At 48.5% G+C, this 18866-nt stretch carries 6 protein-coding genes; 4 read left to right on the top strand and 2 right to left on the bottom strand.

Annotation, left to right across the window (positions count from 1 at the left end; genetic code table 11):
* The first annotated feature begins 57 nt into the window (after positions 1-57).
* Positions 58-7671, top strand: coding sequence for an AAA family ATPase (locus tag ACO6VG_RS02020; protein ID WP_422472437.1), 7614 nt, complete (start codon positions 58-60; stop codon positions 7669-7671).
* A 26-nt stretch (positions 7672-7697) separates the two neighbouring features.
* Here ACO6VG_RS02020 and ACO6VG_RS02015 read toward each other — a convergent pair whose 3' ends face one another.
* On the bottom strand, positions 7698-9257 hold the full coding sequence (locus ACO6VG_RS02015; protein ID WP_422138933.1) for an F-box/WD repeat-containing protein: 1560 nt from the start codon (positions 9255-9257) through the stop codon (positions 7698-7700).
* 382 nt (positions 9258-9639) lie between these two features.
* Here ACO6VG_RS02015 and ACO6VG_RS02010 point away from each other — a divergent pair, with 382 nt between their 5' ends.
* Complete coding sequence (locus tag ACO6VG_RS02010) at positions 9640-9852, top strand: AbrB/MazE/SpoVT family DNA-binding domain-containing protein (RefSeq protein WP_422135386.1); 213 nt, start codon at positions 9640-9642, stop codon at positions 9850-9852.
* Positions 9852-10280, top strand: a complete 429-nt coding sequence (locus ACO6VG_RS02005; protein WP_422138932.1) for a PIN domain-containing protein — start codon at positions 9852-9854, stop codon at positions 10278-10280. The genes ACO6VG_RS02010 and ACO6VG_RS02005 overlap by 1 nt, the downstream gene beginning before the upstream one ends.
* Positions 10281-10305: 25 nt before the next feature.
* Here the strand turns inward: ACO6VG_RS02005 and ACO6VG_RS02000 are convergent, their stop codons facing one another.
* Positions 10306-11160 carry a hypothetical protein gene (locus ACO6VG_RS02000; protein ID WP_422442469.1) on the bottom strand — a complete coding sequence of 285 codons (855 nt, stop codon included), beginning with the start codon at positions 11158-11160 and terminating at the stop codon, positions 10306-10308.
* Positions 11161-11369: 209 nt separating this feature from the next.
* On the opposite strand from ACO6VG_RS02000, the gene ACO6VG_RS01995 reads away from it, so the two are divergent.
* Positions 11370-18830 (top strand): AAA family ATPase, encoded by a 7461-nt coding sequence (locus tag ACO6VG_RS01995; RefSeq protein WP_422472435.1) that lies wholly within the window; start codon positions 11370-11372, stop codon positions 18828-18830.
* Positions 18831-18866 lie beyond the last annotated feature (36 nt).

The raw sequence follows: 18866 nt of genomic DNA, 5'->3' as shown, positions 1-18866 counted from the left end.
TCAAATTATAAAACAACTTCAACTTGGTTCTTCAGATAGCAGAGAGGGTGATTGACTATGGATGGTCAGATTGATAGAGGTAGAAAAAAACACGCTCTGTATCCTAACCCCCTTGATCGTGGCGTGGGAGCCAAGATAGCAAAGCTGGATGTATCGTCAAAGCAAAAGAAGACTGTAAGAAGCTGCTCTGAAGTGAGGTCCAGACTAAAGAGATCATCATCTCCGGAAACCTTGCCTGACAGACTGAGAACCGTCTCTTCAATGGATTCCACGCTCCAAAAGGCGACTCATTCCTTCGATTTTCGTTTTGTCGCCAGTGATGATGAAGTTCGACAGCTCCTGATTGCCAAGACCTTTGATGAACATCAGGATGTTACTGTTATTTCCCACCCCGATGACCTCTCACAGGCTAACCTGGTGAGTCGGCTGAGCATTTCCGGCGATGGTCGTCATACTCTGCGCTCAGGCAAGCTGTTTGAAAGCTCACAGCCGCTGACTCTGGTGATGGATATCCGACATCTCAGCAGCGATGATCTACCTAAATTTAACGATCTGCTGGACCCGGATAACCCCTGCCTGTACGACAAAATCAATCGCAGGAAACGCCCCCTGGGCGGGCATGTTTCTCTGCTGGTCGTAGCAGATCCTGCCCAGCTGGCATCGATTGGCGAGCGTGATGACGCACCCGGCGCTGATTTCTGGCGGAGAATTAATCGACCGGGAAATACCTGGCAATTCGAGGCACAGACCGGCGATGACCCAGCAATGGATATCGACGAGGTTCCTCCGGTATTGACTGAACTCCCCTCTGCCGAAAGCGCCATGGATGACGACAATACCGTTTTGATTGACTGCCATTTGCACGCTCACTGGCGACACTTACTGCTGGGCGGCCCCGGTGTGGATAAACAGGGGCGAATCCGGCACATCCCCGGCAGGCTTGAGTCATTGAGAGCCGGACAACGGGTGATTCTGAAAGGGGCTAACTGGCAGGATCTGGCCTTTGAACAGATGATTCGACAGATGCTGGCGAAAAAGTGTTTTGAGAGCAATGGCAAGATCTGTCCGTTACCCGACGATGTTCAGTTTTACCGGATGCCGGTAAGGAATAACGAGCTTCACTCATTGTTCAAGAGTCTGTTCCACTCTCGTTTCAAAAAAGGTGACAAGAGAAAGAACGCATCAAGAAGCCCGATCATTATTAACCAGAGTAATATTACCCAATGGCTGAACCCCATTGCCATTGCCCCGGAAGGCTATGCAATACCTAACACCCGTCTGTTGAAACAGATTCGAGCGGGTGGTGTCGTCACTGTAACCTCCCCCCTCACGGAGGCACTCTGGTTTCGTTTGCTGGGTTCACTGCAGACGATTCGCGAGACGACCGGCGTCAAGCCTCAACTTCAGGTGGCTGATTCAAGACGTCAGCCGAAGGCATTGGGACTGGCAGAAAACAATGAACAACCAATCAGAAATCACGCCGCCTTTGATACCATAACTTACCAGCGACCTGTCCAGGCAAGTTATTGGATCAATAATCAGCCGGAAACCCCTCTGCTCATTCAGGTCAATGAACAGACCAGCTTCAGCCAGCTATTTGATAATATCCATATCACCTCGGAACAAAAGGCGCATTTTGGGCGACGTCAGAGTAAGTTGCAGATGGCATTAACCACTGGCAAGCCGGTGGTATTCAGAGGGCTGGAAAGTAATCCAACCCTGCAGCAGCTTCTGGAACCTCTTGCTGTCGACCAACCTCTGTTGGTCAATGGTCAATTACAGGCCTACCCAAAAGCTCATTTCACCCTGCTCTGGCCTGAGACTGCGAAAAGCCCCTCCTCAGTATGGAGTGCAATGATTGCCAAGGGTAAGCCGTGTCCTGAGGTCGACCCCTGGGATATCAATGCCCACAAGCACGATATCTGCCGGACTGAACTGCCAGAACAGGCGCTTAATGACCTTTACAAAGCGTTTGAAACCGTACCTGCTCACCTGTGTAACCCTCTGCCAGAAATAACCGAAGGGTTGTTGAATAACCTGATACTGGCTGCCCGAAGGGCAAAGCAGTTTGACCATGCCGCACAGCTTCTACCTCGCCACTGGCGCAAGGCCATCAATAGCGTCATCACCCATGGCACCCGGCAGCATCCGCCCGTGCGTGATTTCATGAAAGTGGCCTGTTGGCACTTGTTACCGGGTAAGATATTGGACACCCATAAAAATAAGATACTGGACACCCATAAAGTTCTTGAAGTTCTAGACACCCATAAAATTCCGAATGTGGATCAAACGGCCTCGGTAGACCCGGACAGGTTAAATAAGATACTGGACACCCATAAAAATCCGAATGCAAAGATACTAGACACCCATAATAAGAAGATACTAGACACCCGTAAAATTCCGAATGTGGATCAAACGGCCTCGGTAGACCCGGACAGGTTAAATGCCATCATCAATAGTGCCCTGCAATTGGATAGAGCGTTTGTGAAGCAAAACCTTTGGCAACTGGCCAGGGCATTTGACCCGGTAATATTTAAGGACACCGGGTTTCAGCTGTCCTATGAAAGTCCAATGCCAGGGTGGGCCCAAAAAAAAACTCTGGACAGGCTCTGTGCCATAATCGTGGCCCACAGGCCTGAAGCACAACGAGATACAATGGCGTATCAGCTGGAAATTGACCCGGCAACAGCGGAACCCTGTCAATCATTGACCATCTGGCCAAGCAGACAGATTAAACGTTTGCAAGATGCACTGGCTTCTGGCTGGCAGTTGGCCCTGCCACCGGGGCAGACCCGATCCGATACCCTTCATGCTCTGGCCACCGATTGTTTTCATAGGGCCAGAACAGCGAATTCTGAAGCAGAAGGCATTGAACGCATTGAACATCGACTGTCTGAATCGCTGAAATGGACGGGCTCCGCAGACAGACCCTTATCAGCACTGGCCCGGGATCTTTATCACGGCAAGATGAATCAAAAGGATCGAGAAAGCCGTCGATTATCGCGACTCCATGACCGGCTTGCGGACTCTCCCGTTATCTTCCTGCAGGGGGAAACCGGCACCGGGAAAAGTTACTTTTCTGCCAAAGTGGCGAAAGCTTCAGGACAGGCTGCGGTGATTTCCCTTGGACCTTCTGACAGCGAACAGACCCTGATGAAACAATGGCGGTGGCAGGAATATGCCGATGGTGACCGTTCTATGGCACAGCAAAACCGGGCGCTGATGGAATGGGCCAGTATTAAACCCGACGAAAATGACAAATTCGTCACTCTGGTGCTGGATGAAGCCAACCTGGCTAAAACGGGATTACTGGCGTCATTGAATGGCTTATGGGAGCCGGAGCCCTGTATCTATGTAGGCGGTCAACCTGTTCCGGTCGGCACTAAACACCGGGTAATTCTCACCGGCAACCCGGATCATTACGCCGGACGCCAACTGGACCCGGCTCTGAAAGAAAAGCTGCCCAGAGCTTACTACCCTCGTCTGGATCAGGCTTTCCTTCGGGACTGCGTGGTGGAACCGGCTCTGGTCAATCAGTTACAACGACATCTGCCGGAGCCTGAAATAAACGACATTGCACACAGTGCCACACAGAGCGTGATGGTGCTCTGGCAATATTATCAGGAGTTGTTGCCTGAGCATGAGTTTACCCCCAGGGATTTAACGGACATCTGCAGTTGGGTGGGTTGGTATCTGGATCGTGCGCTACCCACAGCTGCCCCTGTTACCTCTGAGCAAATCAACAGTCTGATCCAACAAGTTTTTCGGGATCTTCTGGGTCCCGAAATCAGCGAGGCCCATAAGGATGCCCAGTTAGCATTGGACATCTGGTTTGCTGCCCGTTTCGAACCGGACAAGACACTGAGCGACAAAGTGCATAACCAGACCCTGCCGGATATTCACCAGGCCTTCATAAATTTCACCGAACAAACCCGACCTGAATTTGATACCTCCGGATCGGCAGTCCGCGAACTGGCAAAACGGCTTGGACAGGACTTAAGCCGCTGTCAGCAGGCTTATCATCTCAACAGAAAACACGACGGTCGTCAGGCGACTCTGATTGAAGGCCCGGCTGGACGGGGTAAGGATGCCACGCTGTACCTGATGATTGAAAGTGTCAAACAGCAGGCAGAAGCACGGCAGGAATCCATGCCGGAAGTCTTTTACCTGAATGCCTGTGATTGTTCCTGGGACAAACTGTGTGAAAAGATCCGGACGGCAAAAATTAAGGGCGGCATCGTGGTGATTTCGGAAATGAATCTGATCGATAGCCAGCATCTGGAAGGTGAGTTAAACGATATTCTGGCCGGTGATGCCCATCCGGGCTTCCACCTGTTTGCCACCACCAACCCGCCTGAGTACAGCGGGCGAAAACCGTTATCACCGGCGCTGAAAGGGCGTTTCAGACATTTGCCGATCTGCCAGTACAGCCCGGCAGAATTACAGACCATTGCCGGGAAAGTGTTGCCAGAAACCCGGGAAGGGAAAATCCTGGCTAAAAAGCTGACGCAGCTACATTGTCGCCTGAGGGCTTACCTGCAACGGAAAAACCTGCCGTTGCAGCCTACCAGTCTTGATTTACAGAATGTGGCCAGAGCCGTCATCCAGGGAGACGATGATACCGAAAAAGGCCTTCATCAATGTTTTAATCAGTATTACCGGCTTTACCTGATGGCCGCCAACATATCGCTGGAGGAGCTGCCCGAGTCATCGTCTCTTGCCATGGGTAGAAGAGAGTTTGCTCTTGAACTGAGCAAATGGTTCAACCAGGCACTGCCGGACATGAATCGCCCGTGGCTGTTACGACTCAGTAATCTCAACAGTCTTGATGAAAAATGCCATGAAATTCGTATTAATGCAGATCTGAATGACAAGGAAGCCAGAACGGAAATCATCAGGATGGTGGCTCAGGCCCGTTGGCAGGCATCCGGTCTTTCCCTGAATCCAGACGGGTCCGACGATATTCTCAACCAGGCACTGTACCGGCACTGGCAACAATGCTGGTTTGCCCGGGAATTTGACCAGGCAGGCGTGAATGCGAACAGTGTATTTCCCCTGACGGAAGATGAGGAACAAACGCTGAAATTACCGGCTTCCCAGCCTTATCTTCGCGATGCTGAGCAGCAGATCGAGTCATGGAACGCCAAGGCATCTCAGTTATGGCCTGCGTTTTGGCAGCAGATAAGAAGACTGCCGAACCCTGTTAACAAAGCGCTGGCTATCAGCGTTGATAAAGCGGCTGAAAAATACGACCCGGAACTCCACGAGAAAGAGTTTGAGGCATTAGACCAAATGACGAACTATCAGTATCAGGAGAAGCCACAAATTGATGATCATATCGTTTTTGATACCCGGGACTTTCCTTCCGAGATGTATCGTTGCTCGGCAAACGACATTTTTGTGTCTGCCAAGGGTGATATCACACCGATCGAGCTTAGTAATAAACACCCTATGGGGATCGAAATACTCACGCCGGACCCGTTACCAGAGCATAACCAGCCAGTGGTATTGGCCGACAATCAAACGCTGGCGACCTTGAACGTGACACCGGACAATGGTCAATATGCATTACCCAGCCTGACGCCTGACGACTATATCGTGGCACTGCGTATAGAGCCCGATTTGGCATTTACCCTGGTCAGGGACCAATATACCGGGCTTCACACACTCTCTGTTCCTGAGGCGAAAGCCAACCAGAGTATTCGAGTGACGTATATCGTAGAACCCCTGGAACCGGGCGAAAATACATCGGCTGAAGGATCCCGATCAGAACGATTTGACGCCTGCTGTTCAGAAGGTATGAAATCAGTACTGGACAAAGTGTTTGAGAATATTGACGAACAATCAGGCAAAGTACGGTTTCTTCTGCAGAAAATAAAAGACTCTAAAAACACAAAACGACGAATTAAGTTAATCACGCGTTATTGCCAGCAGTTCTCCGGTGATGCCATACCAGAGCGCAAGCAAAACTTCTTTGAATTTCTCGTAACAAAAAGGCATGGCAGCTGTCGTCATCGTGTGCCTGTTTTTATTGCTTTTTGTCGTTATTTCGGAATTCCCTCACGGCAAATGAATAGCAGTTTCCACAGTTTTGCTGAGTATTCCCTGGATGAAGGCCAAACCTGGAAGTCTGTGCATTTGGGCGGGTCGCCTGTTCTGAAAACAGAAATCCCATTTAATTCCGAGCCCACCGGGAAGGAAAATGATTCCGGCACTGAGTCAAAGATGAGTATGGATCTGCTGAGAAAGATTATGAACGAGGCAGATTTAGCACAACAACAAGCTCTGGCTGAAGCCTGTGACATAAGTCTTGAGGAACTGAACAAAGCCCTGCAGACAAACAGTGAATTGCCAGAAAAAAATCCAAGTACTTCCGAAATACTAAACAAACTCTGGAAGAAAAAAGATCTACCCGCTTTTGCTGTGGGCGTTTCAATAATCAAGTCGCTGGAGACGGGGGCATTGGGATATTACGAGAAGGAATTTAAACCGATATCGGAGGCATTGAAAAAAATATTGTACAAAAGTGATGAAGATCGGATCACTGAACGACTCAAGTCGCTTCATTCAAAAATGATTATTCAGGACGGAGCATGCGTTCAACGGTGGTTGGGCTTAATAGTAGTGGCAACACTGGAAGGCAGTGACCTGAACAAACCTTCAGTTATTCATTTTGCTCGTGAAGTCCTGGAATCGGGTTGGCTTGATCCAGTGCCGAACTATAATAAATCTGTCGTAGGAGCCTTTAAACATCATCGGCTATTGCTGCGCCTGGAAAATGTCGATGAACTGAAGGTTAAAGCCAGCCATTGCCTGAAAAAGTTTTACAAGCAGTTATGGTCCAGAGAAAAAAATAGTCAGGTATGGCGTTTGGCTTATGAACGCTACCTGGAGATAGAAGATGATGACTTCCTCGTCACTCATTGCCATGATGGTTTTTCGCAGTACCTGGAAAATAAAATTGTCAGCTCATCTCTACAGTTCACCTGGACGAAAGACCCTGAGGGCATTCCAAATATAGAACGAATGCTGACGCAAGATCCCGCGTTTCTGAAACCAGACTCGGGCAAGGTCAATCACCGTCCGGTGATTATCATGGGACAGATTTTCCGGAACGATGAAGTGACTGGTAACAAAGTCGAAGCCCTGTTTCAAAAGATTGTTGAGAAGAGCCCGGAATTAAAGAATACATTACAAAAAATCAATACCCGTATGGCAATGAAAAAACAACGCTTCAATACTCTGAAGGCATTGAAAAAAATGAAGAAAAAGTTTCAAGATGATTTAAAGCATAAATGTGCGCAAGCGATTGAGGAGGCGTTCTGTCATTATCTGTATGGATTGACACACTCGAAAGGTGGTTACTTAACGTATTGTTGGGCCGAAACTTGCCTTGAGAATTCCGCAAACTCAGACTACTGCGGTGCTCATGAACCATCTTCACCGGATGAGCTGTATATGATGATGCAAGATTTTAATAGTTCTTCAGCATTTCAGAAATCTGTTAAGGATGCCTACCTGCGGCAGTCACTCAACGCTAATAACGCTTTGGTGCTCAAAGACGATGATATGGGCAAAATTTACCAAGAGTTTTTCAACACGGTGAATCTGGATTCGCTTTCTGACTCTCTGGTCTATGAAGGTGACCAGCCCGTCACCAACAAAGCATAGTTTCTTTCAGCGCACTCAAAATGGCGTCATTCAGTGACAGCAAGCAATGAATCATACCTTCGCAGTTCAGTGATTTTCACCGAATGGTCGCTGGAGGCAGTTACCACAAGGCGACTATCGATACTGAAGTTGGCCGATAAGACCCAGTCATTATGGTAAATGCAGGCTTTTTCTGACCATAACCCATCGGTGCCCAGACCAATGATTTTCGCTGTTCCGTCCCTGCTGGCAGTCACCACATGGCGGCCATCAGGACTAAAATTGGCTGATAAAACTCCGTCTTTATGGTAAATATTCACTTCTTCTCGTTCCCATGATCCATTCGCTGTCTGGCGATAGATTCTTGCTGTGTCATCTTCACTGGCCGTCACCAGATAACGGCCATCGGGGCTAAAGACGGCTGAGTGGACGTAGTCACCATGGCGAATGGTCTTTTTTGGTTCCCATGATCCATCGGCCTTTTGAGCAAAGATTTTCGCTGTGTTATCCCTTCCGGCAGTCACTAAATGACGGCCATCGGAGCTGAAGTTGGCTGATAAGACCCATCTATGACGTTCTGTGCTGGTTTTTTCTGAACGGGATCCATCGCCCTTGGGGCCACAGATTTCTGTCGTTTTATCGCCAGTGTCGGTCATACGAACAGCGGGGTTAAAGCTGACTAATTTGATCGGACCATTTGGGCGAACAGTAGTTTCCCTTTCCCATGATCCATCGTCCCTGAGGCCATAGACTTGCGCTGTTCCATCATTACTGGCAGTCAGCACATGGCTGCCGTTGGCGCTGAAGGTGGCTGAATAAACAAGGTCACTATGGGAAATAGTGCGAACTGTTTTCCATGACCCATCTTTCTTATAGCCATAAATTATCGCCCTGCCATCATTACTGGCGGTCACCACATAGGAACCATCGGGGCTGAAGCTGGCTGAATTGACCTTGCTGGTATGGCGAATGATGTCTATCAATTCCCATGATCCAGCAGCCGTTTTAACGTAGATTTTTGCGGTGCCATCGTCGCTGGCGGTGACCAGGTGGCGTCCATCGACACTGAGGCTGGCTGAGTTTACACAATTCGCTTCGTTAATAGTGGTTGTATCTAAAACAAATGTCTCACATTCAGACATCAGCCTGGACAGGGTGAAAAATAACAGAGCCGGCACATAAACCCTGTCCGTTTTGCGATCTGTGATTGACTTCACTAATGCCTGATCATTCGTGAACGACCTAAACCAATCACAAAGTTGGTCAACATTTTTTGTATTGATGGTTGTCCTTAGTTGATACTGCAATGGTGAAGGAAACCGGCGATACCATGCTTTTGCCAGAGCATTATCTTGATGGATACCATTGCGAAGGCGTTTACATACCCGTTTTAAAATGACAACATCCCGAAGTCGCAAACGGCTGAAAATCATGGGGCTTGATAAAATAGAAAAATATTGAAATGAAGGTCTGTTCTTTTTTTCTTGATCAGCAACAGCGACGGATCTAGCCGCACTGACACGAGATAATGCACGTTCCAGTTCGGCTTGCCCGGTTGGTGGCGGGTTAGGTTGTGCAATGCTGGTGTTATTATCTATTCCATGCATCCCTGAATTCTCCAGAATAGGTATTTATCTTCGATCAACAAGGAACATTCAATGTTGATGCTGAGCTATATGGAAAATTGGAGTCAGTTTTAAAATGAAAGTTCATAACATGTTGTTAAGTGCAACTAACAGAGTTTCTGTCTTTCAGCGCACTCAAAATGGCGTTACCCAGTGACAGCAAGCAATGAATGATTGCTTGGTAGTTCAGTGATTTTCACTGTGCATCACGCTAATCACCTGATTCTCTATAGAGGAAAAGTGAATTTCTTTATCAAGCAGTCAGGTGGCAGTTTGATAAAACGGAGATGCAGTACGCTATATATTGCGATAAGTAAAGTGACGCGCTATCTTTACTATACGAAAAATGTAAAGAAATAAACCTATGCCTAAACTCAGTGCCAAACGGCAAATCACTATCCCTGCCGGTCAGTGTGAAGAACTTGGCATCCAGCCAGGAGATGAAATCGACAGCTTTATCGTCGATGGTCGGATTACCTTGATCAAGAGGCATAAAGGGGCAGCAGAAGGGTTTCTGAAGCACGTCAAGACCAAGCAGGACATCTCAGACGACGATTCACTTCAGAGTGGTTTGTAGTGATAGTCATTGATAGCAATATCCTGCTCCGATACTTGCTGAACGATGATGAGAAGCAGTCAGCACAGGCCGCCCGGTTGATTCAGGGAGAAGAAAAGGTTCTGGTGACTGATGCTGCTCTGGTTGAGACAGTCTGGACGCTGAAGGGTAAAAAATACCAGCTTGCCAAACCTGAAATCATTGAGACCGTTTTGCAGCTTTTTCAGGAAACCAACCTCTACTTTGAGGAAGGCCAGGTTGTTTGGAAAGCCCTGAGTGACTTCAAGAACGCAAAGCCTGTAAAAGGCAAGGAAGCCGACTTTGCTGATGCACTTATTGTGTGCAAAGGTCGAAGCGTGATTGAGAAGCAGAAAGAGGTATTCAATGGCTCCTTCACTTTTGACAAAGCTGCACAAAAACTACCTGGAGCCAAGGCTCCGAAGAATTAGAATCAGGGATTATCTACAGCTCGTCTTAGAGCTCGTCATTTAGTGTTGCAGGCCTGCACCATGGTTTATCTTCGCATAATCCACCTACGCACCTTTCAGAACCGCAGAAGGTGTCATCCGGGCATGGATCCCAGTATGTAAATGCTGAGCATTTGAAGGCGCCACAGCCATTACCATTACAATTGTGACAATGGGTGGTGACCGCATCGGAAGGACATGAATCCGGCAAAGCATTGAGTTCAATAAATGGTGAGCTGTGGTCTTGTGGTCTTTTTGCGCAGTTTATTCTTTCGTAACTGTGATCATAGACAGCTTTGACGAGATCCCGTTTTCCACATGTCGTACTACCATTGTCGTTTTGCTCATAACCAAAGGATATTTTACCTTCTTGTTTGTCGACATATGCACACATTGGTTCGTTAACCCTAGAACAGTTTTCAGGCGTTCTCATAACGTAATAATAATTTTTTGAGCCCGGGATAGTGACTTCTGTTGTATGGATATGCATGAAACCATCAATGGTATAGAAACCTGCGTCCAGCCAATCATAGTTTGTGAACTCTTCTTGCATAGAACCATTTGCATGATATCTGCAGACATGTGTGCTGGATTTTTCTGATGTTATCGTAGTGACATAACCAATATGCTCTTTACACTCTTCAGGTTTGCCGGGGTCGTTGGATAGGTTGTCAGCATTTTCAACATTGCTGACGAAACATAACAAAACTGTTGGCTTCAACTTGCTGATATCCTCAGGAAGCATGCTGGGTGGCCTTCGGTATTCGTGGATAGAATCATTCTTAGCCAGTGTCTGAAGAGAAAGAACAGAGACCAAAAACAGGGCTAATGACCCTGTTTTTTTCAGTGAGTTGAATAACATCAGACATTCACTCTTTCAGGAGGTGAAATTCAGTTATAGACAAGGATACAAAGAATGACAAACGCTCGATTTAAACGTCGGGAGAATAGAGACCATCGCATCTGCCTCGGTTGCGGCTCTCTATTTAAATGGAACTTATGTTTAATCTGAAGGTCAGAATATAAAACAACTTCAACTTGGTTCTTCAGATAGCAGTAAGGAGGTTGACTATGGATGGTCAGATTGATGAAGGTACAAAAAAACACGCTCTGAATCCTAACCTTCTTGATCATGGCGGGAATGGCGTGGCAGCCAAGATAGCAAAGCTGGATTTATTGTCAGAACAAGAGAAGACTGTAAGAAGCTGCTCTGAAGTAAGGTCCAAACTAAACAGATCGCCATCTTTGGAGACGGTGCCTGACAGAGTCAGAACCGTCTCTTCAACGGATTCCTCGCTGCCAAAGGCGACTCATTCCTTCGATTTTCGTTTTGTCGCCAGTGATGATGAAATTCGACAGCTTTTGACTGCCATAACCTGTAATGAAGATGTTACTGTTATTTCCCACCCCGATGACCTCTCACAGGCTAACCTGGTGAGTCGGCTGAGCATTTCCGAAGAGGGTCGTCATACTTTGCGCTCGGGCAAGCTGTTTGAAGGTTCACAGCCATTCACTCTGGTGATGGATATCCGCAAGCTCACCAGCGAAGAACTGCCCAAATTCAACGATTTACTGGACCCGGATAACCCCTGTCTGTATGACAAAATCAACCGGAAAAAACGCCCCCTTGGCGGGCATGTTTCTCTGTTGGTCCTGGCAGACCCTGCACAGTTGGCATCCATTGGTCAGCGTGATGACGCGCCCGCAGCCAGCGCTCCCGGTGCCGATTTCTGGCGGCGAATTAATCGGCCGGGAAATACCTGGCAGTTCAACGCACAGACTGACAATGACCCATCGATGGAGATCGACAAGGTACCTCCGTTATTGGCTGAACTCCCCTCTGCCGAAAGTGCTATGGACGACGACAATACCGTTCTTATTGACTGCCACTTGCACAACAACTGGCGACAGTTGATGCTGGGCGGCCCCGGAGTGGATAAACAGGGGCGAATTCAGCACCTGCCCGGCAGGCTTGAGCTATTGAAGGCCGGACAACGGGTGATTCTGAAAGGGGCCGACTGGCAAGATCTGGCCTTTGAACAGACCATTCGGCAGATGCTGGCGCAACAGTGTTTCGAGAGCAACGGGAAGATTTGTCCGTTACCCGACGATGTTCAGTTTTATCAGATGCCGGTGGGGAAGGGCGAGCTTCATTCACTGTTCCATAGCCTGTCCCACTCTCTTGCCAAAGAAGGTGTAATAGAAGGTAACAATAAAGACTCTGCTCAACGAATCCCGATCATTATTAACGAGAGTAATATCAGTGAATGGCTGAGCCCGATTGCCATTGCCCCGGAAGGCTATGCAGTCCCTGAAAACTGTCTGTTAGAACAGATTCGGGCAGGTGGTGCTGTCACGGTAACCTCTCCCCTCACTGAGATTCTCTGGTTTCGTTTGCTGGGTTCACTGCAGACTATTCGCGAGACCACTGGTCTGGAGCCCGGACTTGAGGTGGCTTATTCAAGACGACAGCCGGAAGCTCTGGGCCTGACAGAAACCGATGACTACCCTCTGTCCAAACTTCAGGAAAAAATGAGCAAGCACCTGGCCTTTCGTGCTGTCACTTATCAACAACCTGTTCAGGCAAGTTATTGGATTAATAAGCAGCAGCAAGCCCCTCTGGTCATTCAGGTCAATGAACAGACCCGCTTCAGCCAGCTCTTTGATAATATCCATATCACCTCGGAACAAAAGGCTCATTTTGGCAGAAGTCAGAGTAAACTGCAGGAGGCATTAATCGCTGGCAGGCCGGTGGTATTGAGAGGGCTGGAAACTAATCCAACGCTTCAGCAGCTTCTGGAACCCCTGGTTGTCGGGCAACCTCTGTTGGTGAATGGCCAATTGCAGGCCTACCCAAAAGCTCATATCACCCTGCTTTGGCCCAAGGCTGCAAGAAGCCCATCTTCACTGGTTAATTCAATGGTTGCCATGGGTAATCGGTGTCGCCGGGTCGATCTCTGGGATATTAATGCCCACAAACATGATATTCCCCGGACTGAGCTGCCAGAACAGGCGCTTGATGAACTTTACGAAGCCTTTAAAACCGTACCTGCCGACCTTTGTAACCCTCTGCCTGAAATGACCGAAGGATTGTTGCACAACCTGATAATCGCCGCCCGGCGAGCACAGCAGGTTGACCATTCCCCACAGCTTTTACCCCGCCATTGGCGCAAGGCCATCAATAGCCTTATCACCCATGGTACCCGGCAGAATCCTTCAGTGCGTGACTTTATGAAAGTGGTCTGTTGGCACTTGTTACCGGATAAGACGCCGAATGCCCATGAGAAGCCGGATGAGAATCAGACCGCCTCGGTAGACCCTGATCGGTTAAATGACATCATCACCAGTGCTCCACGGTTGGATAGAGCCTTTGTGGAGCAGAACATCTGGCCACTGGCCAGAGCTTTTGACCCGGGAGTACTTAATGAAGAATTAAAACTGCGCTACGTAAGTCCATTGCCATCGAGGGATGAAGAAAAAGAAGAAGTTCTCGGCAGGTTCTGTGCCATGATTGTGGCCCATGCTCCTGAACAACAACGGCAGGCAATGGCACAAGAGTTGGCAGTCGATCCGGAGTCAACAAAGCATTATCAATCCTTAGCCATCAGGCCATCGAGACAGATTAAACGTTTGCAGGATGTACTGGCTTCTGGCTGGCAGTTACCTTTGCCGTCAGGGCAGACCCGATCCGATGCCATTCAATCTCTGGCCACCGATTGTTTTCATATTGTCAGAACAGCCAATTCTGACGCAGCAGGCATTGAGCTCATAGAAAATCGACTTTCTGAATCACTGAAATGGACGGATTCCGCTGATACCTCCTTGTCAGCACTGGCCCGGGATCTTTATCACGGCGAGATAAGTCAGAAAGATCGTGAAAGTCGTCGATTATCCCGACTCCATGACCGGCTTACAGATTCTCCTGTTATCTTCCTGCAGGGAGAAACCGGCACCGGCAAAAGTTACTTTTCTGCCAAAATGGCAAAAGCTTCAGGACAGGCTGCGGTCATTTCCCTTGGACCTTCCGACAGCGAACAAACCCTGATGAAACGCTGGCAGTGGCAAGAGCACACCGATGGTGATCGCTCCATGACACTGCAAAACCGGGCGCTGATGGAATGGGCCAACACTCCGTCCGGGAAGGATGGACACTATGTCACTCTGGTTCTGGATGAAGCCAACCTGGCCAAAGCCGGATTGCTGGCATCATTGAACGGCTTATGGGAACCGGAGCCCTGCATTTACGTGAATGGTCACCCTGTCAGGGTCGGCCCAAAACACCGGGTTATTCTCACCGGCAACCCGGATCATTACGCCGGGCGTCAAATGGACCCGGCCCTGAAAGAGAAACTGCCCACAGCTTACTTCCCTCGCCTGGATCAGGCATTCCTTCGCGACAGAGTGGTGGAACCGGCTTTGGTCAAGCATTTACAACGGCATCTGCCGGAGCAGCAAATAAACGACATTGCACACAGTGCCACCCAAAGTGTGATGGCACTTTGGCAATATTATCAGGAACTCTTGCCCGACCATGAGTTTACCCCCAGGGATTTAACCGATATCTGCAGTTGGGTGGGCTGGTATCTGGATCGAGCCCTGCCCGCTCGCGGCAGTGTGACCTGTGGGCAAATAAACAGTTTGATACAACGTAGTTTTCGGGATGTACTGGGGCCGGAAATCACCGAAACTTATCAGGATGCCCTGTCAGCAGTGGAAATCTGGTTTGCTGCCCGTTACCAACCGGAGAACACCCTGAGCGACAGAGTTCATGAACACACTCTGCAGGAAATGCAGCAGACCTTCAGTACAGTCAGCGAAAAAATCCGACCAGACTTTGATACCTCCGGATCGGCAGTCCGTGAGCTGGCGCAACGGCTTGGACAGGATTTAAACCGCTGTCAGCAGGCTTATCATCTCAATAGAAAACACGGCGGTCGTCAGGCGACACTGATTGAAGGTCCGTCCGGACGGGGCAAGGATGCCACGCTGAACCTGGTGATTGAAAGCGTCAGACAGGAGGCTAAGCGACAGGGAAAGTCCATGCCAGAAGTCTTTTACCTGAATGCCTGTGATTGTTCCTGGGACAAACTGTGCGAAAAGATCCAGACGGCAAAAATAAAAGGCGGCATCGTGGTGATTTCGGAGATGAACCTGATCGACAGCCAGCATCTGGAAGGAGAGTTAAACGATATTCTGGCCGGTGACGCCCATCCGGGTTTCCACCTGTTTGCCACCATCAACCCGCCTGAGTACAGCGGGCGAAAACCCTTATCACCGGCGCTGAAAGGACGTTTTCGGCATTTGCCCATCCGGCAGTACAAACCGGCAGAATTACAGACCATTACCGAAAAAGTGTTGCCAGAGTCCTCAGAAGGGACATTCGTCGCTAAAAAGCTGACAGAAAAACATTGTCGTTTAAGGGCTTACCTGCAACAGAAAAACCTGCCGTTGCAGCCGACCAGTCTTGATCTACAGAATGTCGCCATAGCCGTTAACAGAGGGGGTGATTTTAGCGATAAAGCACTCCATCAATGCCTCAATCAGTACTACCGGCTTTACCTGATGGCCGCCAAACTATCGCTGGAGGAACTGCCAAAATCATCGGCTCCTGCCATGGGTAAAGGATCGCTTGATCCTGAGCTGAGCGAATGGTTCTACCAAACGGTATCAGGCATTGATCGTCCATGGTTGATAGGGCGCAGTGATCGCAGCGCTATTGATGAAAAACACCATGAAATTCGTATTAACGCTCATCTCGATAAAGAGAAAGCCAAAACGGAAATCATCAAGGAAGTGGCTCAGGCCAGATGGCAGACATCCGGTCTTTCCCTGAAGCCGGATGAGTCGGACGATATTCTCACCCGGGCACTGTACCGATACTGTCAGCAATGCTGGTTTAAGCATGAGTTTGGCCAGACGGGCGTGGACGCCAACAGTCTGTTTCCGATGACGGAAGAAGAGGAAGAAACGCTGAAAATGCCGGATTCCCAACCTTGTCTTCGGGAGGCTGATCAGCGGATAAACACATGGACATCCAATGCCGTTCAATTTTGGCCTGAGTTTTGGCATCAGATAATTGATCTGCCAGACTATTGCATTGGCAATGATAACGCGCCTGAAAAATACGATCCTGAAGTCTTCGAGAAACAAGCTCCGGCATTGGACCGGAGAACGAACTATGAGGTTCTGACGACACCAGATCCTGAGGATCATATAGTTTTTGATACGGATAAGAATATTTCCCATATGTATCGGTGTTCGGCACTGGATGTTTACGTAACTTCTGAGGGTAATATCAAACTGATCGATCTTAAGGATGTACACATCAGGGGGGTCGAAACCCTCATGCCTGAACGCTTACCCGGGCCTGACCAGACACTGATATTAGCCAGCAATCAAACGCTGGGAACCCGGGAGTTGTCATCGGACAATGGTCAATATGCATTGCCCAGCCTGACGCCCAACGATTATATCGTGGCCCTGCGTATGGAACCCGATTTGCCATTTACTCTGGTCAGGGACCAATATACCGGGCTTCACACACTGTCTGTTCCTGAGGCCAAAGTCGGCCAGAGTATCAGAGTGGTTTATGTTGTGGAACCGAGAGAGCCGGGCAAAGCCACGCGCGCCAGACAAACCAGACCTGCAACAGATTTGGACACCCACTGTTCAGAAGGCATGAAAACAGTACTGGACAGGGTGTTTACGACCATTGACCAACAGCGTCGAGCCAAAGAACGGGAGCCTTTGCAGACCATAAAAGACGCCAAAGACACTGAGCAACGAATCGAGGCGATCAGGAAGTATTGCCGACAGTTTTCCGGTAAGGCAAAGCCAAAGCGCACGGAAAATTTCTTTGAATTTCTCGTAACACGACAACAGGGTAACTGTCGTCACCGTGCTCCTGCTTTTGTTGCATTATGCCGTTATTTCGGGATTCCATGCCGACAAGTCGCAAGCTTTGTCCACTGCTTTGCTGAGTATTCCGGGGATGGTGGACAAACCTGGAAGTCAGTGGATTTAGGTGGGGAGCCCGGAGAGACAGTAGAAACGACAACTGAGTTCCAGACCACCACAAAGATCAATGATTCCAGCAATAAATCAAAGAGAATTAAAGCTCTCCTGAAGGATTTCCTGAAAGGGGCTGATTTAGCACAACAACAAACTCTGGCTAAAGCCTGTGGCATGAGTTTGGAGGAACTGAACAAAGCCCTTGAGACAAACAGTGCATTCCCGAAAGTCAATCTAAGTATTTCCAAAATAGTCAGGAACCTTTGGGAGGAAAACAATTTAACCAGTTTTTCCGTGGGGGTCTCATTGCTGATGTCCCTTGAGACAAAAGAATTAGGCTGGGACGAGATTGTATTGACTGGTACTAATTACGACAAAAATAGGAATACCTACAGCCCAATGTCGGAGGCGGTAAGAAAAATATTGTCCAAGAGTGATGAAGATAAAATCACTGAACAACTTAAGTTACTTTATTCAAAAATGATTATTCAGGGTGGAGCAAGCCCTCGCCAGTGGCTGAGTTCAATAATTAAAATACTGATAGACAGTGACTTAACTAAACCTTCGGTTATTCACTTTGCCAGTGAAGCCTTGAAACTGGGTTGGTTGGATCCACTGGCGGCCTCTGGCTCCTATGGGGTCACTATCAATGCCTATAAATTTCATCAGCTATTGGTGAGCCTGGAAGCTGTCGATGAACTGAAGGTTAAAGCTGCCCATTGTCTGAAAAACTGGTACAAGGCCTATTTGTCCAGGGAGAAAAATAGCTATTCATGGCTGTCAGTCCATGAGTACTTCCAAAAGAAATTAACCAGGACTACGTTGGTCACTCACGAACATGATGGGTTTTCGCCATTCCTTAAAGGTGAAATAGCCTGCCTATCTTTACAAAGCTTCTGGTCGGACGAACCTGAGGGCATTCCGGATATAGAGCGAATGCTGGTGCACCATCCTGCGTTCAGGAAATCAAGCTCGGGCAAGGCAAACCACCGACCCGTGATTATCCTGGGGCAACCTTCCTGGGACAGCACGGTGATTAAGGAAAAAGCCGAGGCTCTGTTTCAACGAAAAGTTGAGAACAGCCCGGATCTTAAGCTGTTACTGGAAAAAACCAAACTGAAGTCCTTCAAGGTGTCATTGAAAGATCAAAGGCGTTTAGATAATTTAAGAAACAAATACCAGCAAGCGATTCAGCAGGCCTTCTGTCATTACCTATATGGAGTGACCCACTCGAAGGGCGGTAGCTTATTGTATTGTTGGGCCGAGGCTCAAATGCAGGAGTCCCTGAGTCAAGATTTCTATGGCGCTCATGAGCCATCCTCAGCAAAAGAGCTGTTTGACATGATGCGTTATATTAATAGCTCTTTATCCTTTCAGAATTCTATTAAGGATGCTTATTTAAAGCAGGCACAAGACAGCAGTAACGCTCTGGTGCTCAAATCCCGTGAGTTGACAAAAATTGCCGAAGAGTTTTTGAGTACCGTGAATTTGAATACGATTTATGAGGCATTGGATACCTGATAACGACCATCCGGAAAACCTGAATCAGCTACTGAA

Origin of the sequence: Endozoicomonas sp. ALB032 (assembly GCF_049310125.1) — a bacterium.
Lineage (GTDB): Bacteria > Pseudomonadota > Gammaproteobacteria > Pseudomonadales > Endozoicomonadaceae > Endozoicomonas_A.
Note: the sequence above shows the minus strand (reverse complement) of the source record. Positions and strands in the feature narration are given on the sequence as shown.

What these genes read in the sequence shown, in the direction of transcription:
- ACO6VG_RS02020 (WP_422472437.1), top strand. Translation starts at nt 58, where the DNA reads ATGGATGGTCAGATTGATAGAGGTAGAAAAAAACACGCTCTGTATCCT.
- ACO6VG_RS02015 (WP_422138933.1), bottom strand. Translation starts at nt 9,257, where the DNA reads ATGCATGGAATAGATAATAACACCAGCATTGCACAACCTAACCCGCCA.
- ACO6VG_RS02010 (WP_422135386.1), top strand. Translation starts at nt 9,640, where the DNA reads ATGCCTAAACTCAGTGCCAAACGGCAAATCACTATCCCTGCCGGTCAG.
- ACO6VG_RS02000 (WP_422442469.1), bottom strand. Translation starts at nt 11,160, where the DNA reads ATGTTATTCAACTCACTGAAAAAAACAGGGTCATTAGCCCTGTTTTTG.
- ACO6VG_RS01995 (WP_422472435.1), top strand. Translation starts at nt 11,370, where the DNA reads ATGGATGGTCAGATTGATGAAGGTACAAAAAAACACGCTCTGAATCCT.